The 12754-nt window shown below is 59.9% G+C and carries 10 protein-coding genes; 5 read left to right on the forward strand and 5 right to left on the reverse strand.

Annotated features, from left to right (window positions below):
* Window positions 1–19: 19 nt before the first annotated feature.
* Both HWQ15_RS03005 and gutQ read left to right on the forward strand, forming a co-directional pair.
* A complete protein-coding gene (locus tag HWQ15_RS03005) occupies window positions 20–793 on the forward strand; it encodes a DNA-binding transcriptional repressor (RefSeq protein WP_015571676.1) in 774 nt (257 codons plus the stop codon).
* Window positions 786–1751 carry an arabinose-5-phosphate isomerase GutQ gene (gutQ, locus tag HWQ15_RS03010; protein WP_023298458.1) on the forward strand — a complete coding sequence of 322 codons (966 nt, stop codon included), beginning with the start codon at window positions 786–788 and terminating at the stop codon, window positions 1749–1751. Before HWQ15_RS03005 ends, gutQ begins: the two co-directional genes overlap by 8 nt.
* On the opposite strand, the gene norR is transcribed toward gutQ, so the two are convergent.
* Window positions 1748–3262 carry a nitric oxide reductase transcriptional regulator NorR gene (gene norR, locus HWQ15_RS03015; protein WP_032625943.1) on the reverse strand — a complete coding sequence of 505 codons (1515 nt, stop codon included), beginning with the start codon at window positions 3260–3262 and terminating at the stop codon, window positions 1748–1750. The two genes, gutQ and norR, sit on opposite strands and share 4 nt — an antisense overlap.
* A 187-nt stretch (window positions 3263–3449) precedes the next feature.
* Between norR and norV the strand changes: the two genes are divergently transcribed.
* A complete protein-coding gene (gene norV / locus HWQ15_RS03020) occupies window positions 3450–4898 on the forward strand; it encodes an anaerobic nitric oxide reductase flavorubredoxin (protein ID WP_022649152.1) in 1449 nt (482 codons plus the stop codon).
* Window positions 4895–6028 (forward strand): NADH:flavorubredoxin reductase NorW, encoded by a 1134-nt coding sequence (gene norW / locus HWQ15_RS03025; RefSeq protein WP_058646237.1) that lies wholly within the window; start codon window positions 4895–4897, stop codon window positions 6026–6028. Before norV ends, norW begins: the two co-directional genes overlap by 4 nt.
* Window positions 6029–6141: 113 nt before the next feature.
* On the opposite strand, the gene HWQ15_RS03030 is transcribed toward norW, so the two are convergent.
* The 4 genes from HWQ15_RS03030 to HWQ15_RS03045 form a co-directional block, all read right to left on the reverse strand.
* Complete coding sequence (locus HWQ15_RS03030) at window positions 6142–7164, reverse strand: HoxN/HupN/NixA family nickel/cobalt transporter (protein WP_022649154.1); 1023 nt, start codon at window positions 7162–7164, stop codon at window positions 6142–6144.
* 1 nt (window position 7165) lies between these two features.
* A complete protein-coding gene (hypF, locus tag HWQ15_RS03035) occupies window positions 7166–9382 on the reverse strand; it encodes a carbamoyltransferase HypF (protein WP_176587377.1) in 2217 nt (738 codons plus the stop codon).
* Window positions 9383–9388: 6 nt separating this feature from the next.
* Entirely contained in the window at window positions 9389–9934 is a 546-nt protein-coding gene (hydN, locus tag HWQ15_RS03040) for an electron transport protein HydN (RefSeq protein ID WP_017382793.1), read from the reverse strand.
* Between the two features lie 133 nt (window positions 9935–10067).
* Window positions 10068–11081, reverse strand: coding sequence for a LacI family DNA-binding transcriptional regulator (locus HWQ15_RS03045; RefSeq protein ID WP_063148645.1), 1014 nt, complete (start codon window positions 11079–11081; stop codon window positions 10068–10070).
* 213 nt (window positions 11082–11294) lie between these two features.
* On the opposite strand from HWQ15_RS03045, the gene ascF reads away from it, so the two are divergent.
* Complete coding sequence (ascF, locus tag HWQ15_RS03050) at window positions 11295–12746, forward strand: PTS cellobiose/arbutin/salicin transporter subunit IIBC (RefSeq protein WP_022649157.1); 1452 nt, start codon at window positions 11295–11297, stop codon at window positions 12744–12746.
* The last annotated feature ends 8 nt before the right edge of the window (window positions 12747–12754 follow it).

The following is a 12754-nucleotide window of genomic DNA, read 5'->3' on the forward strand; positions in this document are numbered from 1 at the left end:
CGTAAGGAACGAAGCGCCTATGAAACCACGTCAGCGGCAGGCGGCCATACTTGAGCATCTGCAAAAGCAGGGAAAGTGCTCAGTAGAAGATCTGGCCCACTACTTTGACACCACCGGCACGACAATACGCAAGGACCTGGTGTTGCTCGAAAACTCCGGCGCCGTCATTCGTACCTACGGCGGCGTGGTGCTCAATAAAGACGAAGCCGACCCGCCTATCGATCACAAGACGCTGATTAATACGCACCAGAAAGCGCTGATTGCCGAAGCTGCGGTCAAATTTATCCAGGACGGCGATTCCATCATCCTCGACGCTGGCAGTACCGTCCTGCAGATGATCCCGCTGCTCAGCCGCTTTAATAACATCACCGTGATGACCAACAGCCTGCACATCGTCAATGCCCTGTCAGAGTTCGACAGCGAGCAGACCATCCTGATGCCCGGTGGCACATTCCGTAAAAAATCCGCGTCGTTTCACGGGCAGCTGGCGGAGAATGCCTTCGACCACTTCAGCTTCGATAAGCTGTTTATGGGCACGGACGGCATCGACCTCAACGCGGGCGTGACCACCTTCAACGAGGTGTTCAGCGTCAGCAAAGCGATGTGCAACGCCGCGCGGGAAGTGATTTTGATGGCGGACTCGTCGAAGTTTGGCCGTAAAAGCCCCAACATTGTCTGTAGCCTTGAAAGCGTCGATAAGCTGATTACCGACGCAGGTATCGATCCGGCATTTAAAAAAGCGCTGGAAGCGAAGGGCATCGACGTGATCGTAACCGGAGAAAAAAATGAGTGATTTTCTGTTAAACGCAGGCCGCCAGACTCTGCTGCTGGAGCTCCAGGAAGCCAGCCGCCTGCCGGAGCGTCTGGGTGAGGATTTTGTGCGTGCAGCCAACACCATTATCCACTGCGAGGGCAAAGTGATCGTGGCGGGTATCGGTAAATCCGGTCATATCGGCAAGAAGATTGCCGCGACGCTTGCCAGCACCGGCACACCGGCGTTCTTCGTGCATCCTGCCGAAGCGCTGCATGGCGATCTGGGGATGATCGAAAGCCGCGACGTGATGCTGTTTATCTCCTACTCCGGTTCAGCCAAAGAGCTGGATCTCATCATCCCTCGCCTGCAAGAAAAATCGGTGGCCCTGTTAGCGATGACCGGCAAATCCCGTTCGCCGCTGGCGCTGGCCGCGAAAGCAACGCTGGATATTTCCGTTGAGCGCGAAGCCTGCCCGATGCACCTGGCACCGACCTCCAGCACCGTCAACACGCTGATGATGGGCGACGCGCTGGCGATGGCGGTGATGCAGGCGCGCGGTTTTAATGAGGAAGATTTCGCCCGTTCCCATCCTGCTGGCGCGCTTGGGGCACGTCTGCTCAACAAGGTTCACCACCTGATGCGCACGGACGATGCCATTCCTCAGGTCAAACTCGACACCAGCGTGATGGACGCCATGCTGGAGCTGAGCCGCACCGGTCTGGGGCTGGTTGCGGTATGCGACAACGACCGCCAGGTGAAGGGCGTCTTCACCGACGGCGACCTGCGCCGCTGGCTGGTGGGCGGCGGCAAGCTGGAGGCGCGGGTATCCGAAGCAATGACCCGGGGCGGGCTGACGCTGAATGCCGACAGCCGCGCCATTGAAGCCAAAGAGGTGCTGATGAAGCGCAAAATCACCGCTGCGCCGGTGGTGGACGAGCACGGCAGGCTGTGCGGCGCGATCAACCTGCAAGACTTCTACCAGGCGGGGATTATTTAACCCTTAAGCCCCAGACGTTTCGCCAGCCTGTGAAGGTTGGCGACGTCCATCTCCAGCGCCCGCGCGCATGCCGCCCAGCTGCGGTTATTCTGCTCCAGGGCGCGGGTGATCATCTGACGCTGGAACGCATCCGTCGCCTCGCGCAGGTTTTCGTTCACGCTCTCAGGTATCACTGGCTTCACGGACGGCGTCGTTTCCTCATGCAGCGCGAAATGGCGCGCATGGATAACCACTTCATCCCCCGAACGCGTAGCCCGCGCCAGCACCACCGCGCGGTGAATCGCATGTTCCAGTTCACGCACGTTACCCGGCCAGCCGTAGCTCAGCAGGTGCGTCCTCGCGCCGGGGCTTAGCACCACGCGGGAAAGCCCCATTTTGTGCCGACACTGTTCGCAGAAAAAGCCCGCCAGCAGCACCACATCATCGCCCCGCTCGCGCAGCGGCGGCACCGTGAGCGGGAACACGCTCAGACGGTGGAACAGATCGGCGCGGAAATTGCCCGCCAGCACCTCTTCGCGCAGATCGCGGTTCGTCGCCGCCAGCACGCGAACATCCACGCGTAAGCTGCGATCGTCACCCACGCGTTGAATATCGCCATACTGCAACACCCGCAGCAGTTTGGCCTGGAGCGAAAGGGAGAGTTCGCCAATTTCATCGAGGAACAGCGTGCCGTTATCAGCCATTTCGAACTTGCCGCTGCGGTTGCTGATCGCCCCGGTAAAGGCTCCTTTGACGTGTCCGAACAGCTCGCTTTCCGCCACGCTTTCCGGCAGCGCCGCGCAGTTGAGATACACCAGCGGGTTCACCGCACGGGGCGAGGCTTCGTGGATCGCTTTCGCCACCAGCTCTTTACCGGTGCCGGTCTCCCCGAAGATCAGCACGTTCAAATCAGACGCGGCGACAATCTCAATCTCTTTTTTAAGCTGCGCCATGCCCGGCGAAAGGCCAATCATTTCGGTGTGCGCCACCTGCTCAAACGCCGTCGGGCTACCCGGAAGAATATTCTGGCTCTCCAGCTGTTCTATCAGCAGGGCGTTGTTCAGCGCCCCGGCCGCCAGCGCGGCAATCAGCCGTAGCTCTTCGTCGCTGAAGGTATCGAACTGATCCGGCGACATGCCGTCGAGGGTTAACGCGCCAATCAGGTTCTGCCCGGCAAACAGCGGCAGGCCGATACAGGCGTGAACCTTCAGGCTCTCCTGGCCGGGGATCAGGCCGTCGTACGGATCGGGCAGATCGCTGTCTGCCGGGAAACGCACCACGTCACCCGCACGGGCGATGGTTTCCAGACGCGGGTGGCCCTCCAGGGTAAAGCGCCGCCCGAGTACGTCCTTCGCCAGACCGTCGATAGCCAGCGGAATAAACTGCCGCCCTTCGTAACGCAGCAGCGCCGAGGCATCGCAATCCAGCACGTGGCGCAACGTGGAGATCAGCCGTTGAAAGCGGTCCTGATGACCAATACCGGTTTGCAGTTCTATGGCGATCTTCGCCAGCACATCTACGGAAAAGCTCATCTCTGCCTCACTGTCATTTTGACAACACATAGTGTCATATTGACAATTTTCAAGATAGTCAAAATGACTACCCATTAGGGAGAATCAAAACACAAATATATTATTTTCAATAAGTTAAAAAACTGGCACGCAACTTGATATATGACAGTCATCTTATTTGAAAACGCCGTATTAAGTTGAGGTTGCTATGTCTATTCTGGTTAAAAATAACATTCATTGGGTGGGTCAACGTGACTGGGAAGTACGTGATTTTCACGGGACGGAATACAAAACGCTGCGCGGCAGCAGCTACAACAGCTATCTGATTCGTGAAGGTAAAAACGTTCTGATCGATACCGTCGATCACAAATTCAGCCGCGAGTTCGTGCAGAACCTGCGCAGCGAAATCGATTTGAATGACATCGACTACATCATCATCAACCACGCGGAAGAGGATCACGCCGGGGCGCTGACCGAGCTGATGTCCCACATTCCGGATACCCCGATCTACTGCACCACCAACGCCATTGACTCCATCAACGGCCACCACCACCATCCAGAGTGGAACTTCCACACTGTAAAAACCGGCGACACGCTGGATATCGGCAACGGCAAACAGCTGATCTTCGTGGAAACCCCAATGCTGCACTGGCCGGACAGCATGATGACCTACATGACCGGTGACGCGGTGCTGTTCAGCAACGACGCCTTCGGCCAGCACTACTGCGACGAACGTCTGTTCAACGACGAAGTGGATCAGACCGAGCTGTTCGAACAGTGCCAGCGCTACTACGCCAACATCCTGACGCCGTTCAGCCGTCTGGTCACGCCAAAAATCACCGAGATCCTCGGCTTCAACCTGCCGGTGGATATGATTGCCACCTCCCACGGCGTGGTATGGCGTGAAAATCCAACCCAGATCGTCGAGCTGTACCTGAAGTGGGCGGCGGACTATCAGGAAGACCGCATCACCATCTTCTACGACACCATGTCCAACAACACCCGCATGATGGCGGACGCCATTGCCCAGGGCATCAACGAAGTGGACCCGAACGTGGCAGTGAAAATCTTCAACGTGGCGCGCAGCGATAAGAATGAGGTATTGACCAACGTCTTCCGCTCCAAAGGCGTGCTGGTGGGTACCTCCACCATGAATAACGTGATGATGCCGAAAATTGCCGGACTGGTGGAAGAGATGACCGGCCTGCGCTTCCGTAACAAACGCGCCAGCGCCTTTGGTTCACACGGCTGGAGCGGCGGCGCGGTAGACCGTCTCTCCACCCGTTTACAGGATGCCGGTTTTGAGATGTCCCTGAGCCTGAAGGCGAAATGGCGTCCGGATCTCGACGCGCTGGAAATCTGTCGCCAGCACGGTCGCGACATTGCCCGCCAGTGGGCGCTTGCGCCGCTGCCGGAAACCGCACCCGCCGCGGCTGCTGCGCCGGAAGCCGTAGCAGAAGCCGCTCCTGCCGCTGCCGACCTCGGCCCCTGCATGCAGTGCAGCGTCTGCCAGTGGATTTACGATCCCGAGCTGGGCGAGCCGTTGCAGGATGTCGCGCCGGGTACACCGTGGAGCGAGGTGCCGGACAACTTCCTCTGCCCGGAATGTTCCCTCGGAAAAGACGTCTTTGATGAACTGGCAACGGAGGCAAAATGAGCCACGGCATCGTCATTATCGGCTCGGGCTTTGCCGCCCGCCAGCTGGTGAAAAATATCCGCAAACAGGATGCTAACGTGCCGTTGACGGTGATCGCCGCCGACAGCATGGATGAGTACAACAAGCCTGATTTAAGCCACGTCATTAGCCAAAATCAGCGCGCCGACGATCTCACCCGCCAGACGGCGGGGGAGTTTGCAGAACAATTTAATCTGCGTCTGTTTCCGTACACCTGGGTCACCGATATCGACGCCGACGCCCACGTGGTGAACGCGAAAGATAAAACCTGGCAGTACGACAAGCTGGTGCTGGCGACGGGGGCATCTGCGTTTGTGCCGCCGGTTGAGGGCCGCGAGCTGATGGTCACGCTCAACAGTCAGCAGGAGTATCAGGCCAGCGAGACCCTGTTACGCGACGCCATGCGGGTGATGATTGTCGGCGGCGGGCTGATTGGCACCGAGCTGGCGATGGACTTCTGCCGGGCGGGAAAATCCGTCACCCTGGTTGACCACGCGGCCAGCATTCTGTCAGCGCTGATGCCGGCAGAAGTAAGCAGTCGCTTACAGCATCGTTTGACCGACATGGGCGTGCATCTGCTGCTGAAATCGCAGTTGCAGAGCCTGAGCAAAACCGAAACCGGCATTTGTGCGACGCTCGACCACAACCGCAGGGTGGAAGTGGATGTGGTTATTGCGGCGACGGGGCTGCGCCCGGAAACCGCGCTGGCGCACCGCGCAGGCGCAGAGATCAATCGCGGCGTGAAGGTAGACAGCTACCTGCAAACCACCCAGCCGGACATTTATGCCCTGGGCGACTGCGCGGAAATTAACGGCCAGGTGCTGCCGTTCCTGCAACCGATTCAGTTAAGCGCCATGTTCCTGGCGAAAAACCTGCTCGGCGGCAACGCCCCGGTGAGATTACCCGCCATGCTGGTGAAGGTAAAAACGCCAGAACTACCGCTGCATCTCGCAGGTGAAACGCAGCGTCAGGATCTGGACTGGGAGATTGTCCTTTCGCCTCAGGGCATGGTGGCGCGCGGCACCGATACTGTCGGTCAGATGCGCGCCTTTGTGGTCAGCGAAGACAAAATGAAGGAGGCCTTTGCACTGCTGAAATCGTTACCTGCTTAACCCTCGTCATGCCGGGTGGCGCTCCGCTTACCCGGCCTACTTAACACCATAACGGTAAACCTTGTAGGCCCGCGCAAGCGTAGCGCCGCCGGGCAAAAACAGGGCTGCGTGGTTCAGGACCGCACCACCAGCGCGTCATAACCGCGCCAGCGGTAGTTCGCCATTGAGATCAGCCAGCAGGCGACAAACAGCCCGACCACCACAAACCCGGCGTCGCCCAGGTTATCGTTCACCGCACCAATCAGATCCCACACGCCGCCGCTGAGGGAGAACTTGTCCATCAGCAGACCCAGCGCTTCCAGCCCGCCGATAAACAGCGCCACCACCACCGAAGTGCCGGTGATGGTCATGTTGTAGTACAGCTTGCGCTGCGGCTTGTTGAATGCCCAGCCGTAGGCACCCACCATCAGCAGGTTATCGAGCGTATCCACCAGCGCCATGCCGCTGGCGAAGAGCGCCGGGAAGATCATGATCGACCACACCGACATCCCGCTGGAGGCGCTGGCGGCGGAGATCCCCAGCACGCCGATTTCGGTGGCCGTGTCAAAGCCGAGGCCAAACAGGAAGCCCACCAGATACATCTGCCAGCTTTTATTGACGAGGCGGAAGGTTTTGCCGAACAGCCAGTTCATGACGCCACCCTGGGCAGGCAGCGTGATGTCGCCCTGCACGGGCCTGCCGTGTTTCAGTGCCTGAAAACTGCGCCAGACGCCGCGCAGGATCACCATATTCACCAGCGCCATCGCCAGCAGGAAGGTGGCGGAGACGGCGGTGCCAATCAGGCTGCCGGTTTCGTGGAACCATTCCATATTTTTCTGAAACGCCGTGGCGGTGGCGGCGATGGCAATGGAGGCCAGCACCACGATGGTGGAGTGTCCGAGGGAAAACCATGCGCCCACGCCGGACGGGCGCTTGCCCTGCTGCATCATCTTACGCGTCACGGTATCAATCGCGGCGATATGGTCGGCATCCACCGCATGACGCAGTCCGTAACACCAGGCCAGCAGGCTGGCCGCCATCAGCGCCGTACTGCCGCTAAAGGTGTGCCACGCCAGCCCCCAGGCCAGCAGGTTAGCCATCACCAGAGCCAGCAGCAGGCACGCTGCACGAGGTTCATTGCGTAAAAGTCGTAACATTTTAAATCCTTTGTGAACATGATCGGGCGGCAGCAACCACCGCCTGCCCGAAGGAGATCGCTCCGTCGCCTGCGGGCAGGCGCGAAGGAAAAAGAAGCGTGAAATCAGAAAGGTAATGACGAAGGCGCGCGCGTAGCAGGCGGTTGTGAAGGACACCTCCGCTGAAGCACACCGTAGAGAGCGACCGTCGGCGGGCATGCGTTGCCGCCAGTTCGCTCAGCCCTTTTGCCAGCGCATCATGAAAGGCCCAGGCGCGCTCGCCGGGCTCCGCCCGCCAGGCCAGCCACTGCTGCCAGAACAGCGCAAGGTTATCCGTCTTGAGCGTCACCGGATGATCAACCCCTGCACAGCGTTCGGCCAGCGCCTCCAGCCGGCACGCGGCTTCGCCCTCATAGCGTTGCGTTTCAATACCCAGCGCACAGGCCACGGCGTCAAACAGACGACCACAGGAGGAGGCCCGCGGCGCATTGATACCGCGCGACACTGCCGTTGCCAGCAGCGGCCAGTTTTGACACTGTACCGCCTCTGTTTCCGGGTACTGCTGCCAGTCAGGTACGAACGCCAGACAGTGGGCGAGCAAATTGCGCCACGGCTGTTTTGCCGCCAGATCGCCCCCCGGCAGCGCAACGGCTGGCAGACCGCCCAGCCGTTCGCAGTCGCGATAGTTCACCCGCAGGCACTCGCCGCCCCACATCGCGCCATTCTCACCCATACCGATCCCATCCAGCGTCAGGGCAATAACATCCCCGCCGTCGAGCGGCCAGCCATTCTCCGCCAGACACGCTGCTGCATGCGCATGATGATGCAGCACGGTCTCAACGGGCAGCGCCTGCGCCCGGGCCCACTGTCGGGCGTGATATCCCGGATGGGCATCGCACACCACGCGCTCTGGCTGGAAGGCGTAGATGTCCTGCATCGTCGAGAGCGCACTGCGCCACTGCGCCTCTACGCCCTCGTCGCTCAGATCGCCAAAATGCTGGCTCGGCACCGCCTGGTTGCCACGTACCAGGCAGAAGGTATTTTTCATCTCCGCGCCGGTGCATAACATGGGCGAGATGTCGCGGAATCCGGCGGGCAATGTGATGGCATCCGGCACAAAACCGCGTGCGCGACGCAGCATCGCACCGTCCCGATCCATTACTGAATCATCCATCCGTTGAAGAATATCGCGGTTGTGCAGCAGGAAGCCGTCAGCGATGTCACTGAGTTCTTCCAGCGCCTGCTGGTTGCTTATGGCGGGTGGATGGCCGCTGAGGTTGCCGGAGGTCATCACCAGCGGGCGCTGGCAGTCCAACATCAGCAAATGCTGGAGCGGGTTCGCAGGTAGCATCACGCCAATTGTATTCAGCCCCGGCGCAATCTCCTCAGGAAACGCAGGAAGGCAGGCTTTTGGCGTCAGCACAATCGGCGCAGCGGGTGAACCTAACAGCGTCTGGATGGCCTCCGGCAGATCGTTCGCATGCGGGATCATCACCGCCAGCGGCTTGGTCGGGCGCTGCTTGCGTGCCCGCAATTTCCGAATCGCCTGTGGGTTAAGCGCGTCGCAGACCAGGTGAAATCCGCCCAGCCCTTTGACCGCCACAATCCCGCCGTTTTTCAATCTCTCCACCGCCGCGCTTAACGCCGATTCGCGGGTGGCAGCAGCATCCCCGGCTTGCCACTCCAGCTGCGGCCCGCAGTCCGGGCAGGCCACCGGCTGAGCGTGAAAACGCCGGTCAGCCGGGTTGCGGTACTCCGTTTCACAGGGCACACAGAGCGGGAAAGGCGCCATTGACGTGGCCGGGCGGTCATAGGGCATGGCGCGGATAATGGTAAACCGCGGTCCGCAGTGGGTGCAGTTGATAAACGGGTAGCGATAACGGCGCTCGCGCGGATCGCGCATCTCCGCCAGGCACGCGGGACAGGTGGCGGCATCCGGGACGATTTGCGTGTCCATCGCCCCGCTCTCGCTGTGGCGGATGACAAACTCGTCCGGCAGCGTATTCCAGCTGTACGGCTGCGTTTCAACGCGATCGATGCGCGCCAGCGGTGGGCAGTCCTGGCGCAGTCTCGCGGTAAAGTCACCCCCACTACCCGCGAGACGCACCAGGACACCCTCTCCGTCGTTGCACACGTCGCCCGCCAGCCCCAGATGGTGTGCAAGCTGCCAGACGAAGGGACGAAATCCTACCCCCAGCACCTTGCCGCGCACCCGAAGCTGTACGCCGTTAACGCGCATTGCAGCTTAAAACAGCAGCGATGACGAGGTGTCGAACGCCGCACGGCGGCGTTTTTCGGCACTCATCTGTTCGAGCTTGTCGCGATCGACGCAGACCAGCGCATGCGTCGGACAGGCTTCCATACACGCCGGACCGGCGTCGCGGTGGTAGCAGAGGTCACATTTATTGGCTTCGGCTTTCTCCGCGCGCACACTCAGCCCGATACCGCTGTTGCGCACCACCGGGCGAACGACCACCTCCATCGCGCCATACGGACACGCCACCACACAGGTTTTGCACCCGATGCAGCGCTCCTGCATCACATGCACGAAGCCTTTCTCGCGCTTAATCGCCCCGTTCGGACAGACGTTGGCGCACGGCGCGTCTTCGCACTGGCGACAGATAGCGGCAGTGGAAATATTCACGCCTTTAATGACGTGGATGCGCGGCAGGAAGGTATCGGGGGTCAGGGAGGCGCAATCCTGCTCCGCCTGATGGGAAACCACGCACGCCACTTCACAGGTACGGCAACCAATGCATTTGCTGGCATCGGCCATAATAAAACGGTTCATCTGCTTCTCCGGCATAACTGTTATGCGCGAAGCTATTCATAAACCGTGCCAATATTTAATGCATTGATTTTGAAGATAAATAAAAAAGAAGAGGATCTGTCATCGTCATTTGTGACGATGACAGATGTCGACGTCAGCGATGCGGGCCGTCAATGACGGAGCCGCGCAGGATAAGCTCGCCGGAAAAAGTTTGCTGAGGCTTAAACTCACCGCCGTCGAGCATGAAGAGCAGGCGGCTGATGGTCTCCTGGATCATCTCCGTTACCGGAATACGCACGCTGGAGAGGGACGGCACGATATAGGGCGCGATTGCCACGTCGTCAAAGCCGATGACGGACACCGCGCCCGGCGTGGCGACGCCGCTCTCGTGCAACTGCCTGATGGCACCAATCGCCATATCGTCGTTACTCGCCACCAGCGCGGTAAACGTTTCGCCGCGGGTGAGCAGCTGAGAGACCGCCGCCGCGCCGCTGGCCGGGCTCCACTTCCCTTCGGCGATCAGCGCGTCACGCAGGGCAATGCCGTGTTGCGCCAGCGCGTCCTTGTAGCCGGAAAGACGCTCCACCCCGGTGGGGGAATCCAGCGAACCGGTGATAAACGCAATCTCCCGGTGGCCTTTCGCGATCAACTGCGATACTGCGTCCTGACACGACGCTTTATGATCGGACCAGACGCTGTGGCTGCTGTTTTTCCGCAAACGGCGGTTGAGCACCATAATCGGCTGCTCGCATTTCTCAATAATTTCGTCCAGCGCTTCCACGCTCAGAAAACGCGGGTAGATGATCACCGCGTCGCAGCGCATGTCGAGCAGGTACTGGATCGCCTCGCGCTCCTCTTCGGCGCTGTGCTTGCCGTCCGCCAGGATCAGCTGACGCCCCTTCTCTTCCGTCATCCGCGCGGCGTTAAACAGCAGCTCGCTAAAGTAGACCCCATGGTACAGGGTGTTTGTCACCACCAGCCCCAGGGTCTGGGTGCGTTTGGTCGCCAGGTTTCGCGCCAGCAGATTGGGGCGATACCCGCTCTCTTCGATGGCCTGAAACACGCGGTCTTTCGTCTCCTGGCTGACGTAACCGTTCCCCGACAGCACCCGGGAGACCGTCGCTTTCGACACGCCTGCCCGCTTCGCCACTTCCAGCATCGTGGTCATAGTGTTATTCCATTCAAAACCGATGAGCCGCAGTGTACTTCACCGCAGAAAAATTGTCGCAGCGGCGTTATCACGCTTTTTACGGCCACGAGTGATCGTCATCACGAAACGAAAAAATGCATAAAAGTGGTCTTGTTTCATTAAAAGAAACTCATGATGATTATGTGAAACCGGTTTCCTACACTTCTCACAACGATAACAGGATCACATCCGATGGCAAAAAATTACGCTGCGCTGGCAAATGACGTGGTTAGCGCGCTGGGCGGTAAAGAGAACATCGTCGCCGTCACCCACTGCATGACGCGCCTGCGCTTCGTTCTGAAAGACGAAAGCCTTACCGACGCCGCGCGTCTGAAAAGCATCAGCGGCGTGCTCGGCGTGGTGCGCAACGACAATCAGTGCCAGGTGATCATCGGCAACACCGTGTCCCAGGCATACCGTGAAGTGGTGAGCCTGCTGCCCGCCAACCTGCAACCTGCCGTAGCGGAAGGTCCACAGAAGCTTACGCTGCGCCGGATTGGCGCCGGGATCCTCGACGCGCTGATCGGCACCATGTCTCCGCTGATCCCGGCGATCATCGGCGGGTCGATGGTCAAGCTGCTGGCGATGATCCTTGAGATGACCGGCGTGCTGGGCAAAGGTGACCCGACGCTGACGATCCTGACCGTTATTGGCGACGGCGCGTTCTTCTTCCTGCCGCTGATGGTGGCGGCTTCCGCAGCGGTGAAGTTCAAAACCAACATGTCCCTGGCGATAGCCATTGCGGGCGTACTGGTTCACCCGAGCTTTATCGAGCTGATGGCGAAAGCGGCGCAGGGCGAGCATGTAGAATTTGCCTTAATTCCGGTTACGGCGGTGAAATACACCTATACCGTTATCCCGGCCCTGGTGATGACCTGGTGCCTGTCGTATATCGAACGCTGGGTGGATCGCATCACCCCGGCGGTGACCAAAAACTTCCTCAAGCCGATGCTGATCGTGCTGATTGCCGCCCCGCTCGCCATCGTGCTGATTGGCCCGCTTGGGATCTGGATCGGTAGCGCCATCTCCGCGCTGGTCTACACCATTCACGGCTATCTGGGCTGGCTCTCCGTTGCCATTATGGGCGCGCTGTGGCCGCTGCTGGTAATGACCGGGATGCACCGCGTGTTTACGCCGACCATCATCCAGACCATTGCCGAAACGGGCAAAGAAGGGATGGTGATGCCGTCGGAAATCGGCGCTAACCTGTCGCTCGGCGGTTCGTCGCTGGCGGTGGCGTGGAAAACCAAAAACCCGGAGCTGCGCCAGACGGCGCTGGCGGCTGCGGCCTCCGCCATCATGGCGGGGATCTCTGAACCGGCGCTGTACGGCGTGGCGGTACGCCTGAAGCGTCCGCTGATTGCGAGCCTGATCAGCGGCTTTATCTGCGGCGCGGTGGCCGGCATGGCCGGTCTTGCCAGCCACTCCATGGCGGCGCCGGGGCTGTTCACCAGCGTGCAGTTCTTCGACCCGGCCAACCCGATGACCATCGTCTGGGTGTTTGGTGTGATGGGTCTGGCGGTGGTGCTGTCGTTCGTGCTGACCCTGCTGTTAGGGTTTGAAGATATCCCGGTAGAAGACGAAGCCGAAAAAGCACGCGCCCTGCAAACCGCACCGGTACAGAACAAAGCAGCAGAAGCATAAACTGAAAG

It is taken from the genome of Enterobacter sp. DSM 30060 (genome assembly GCF_013375955.1).
GTDB classification, from domain to species: Bacteria; Pseudomonadota; Gammaproteobacteria; order Enterobacterales; family Enterobacteriaceae; genus Enterobacter; species Enterobacter intestinihominis.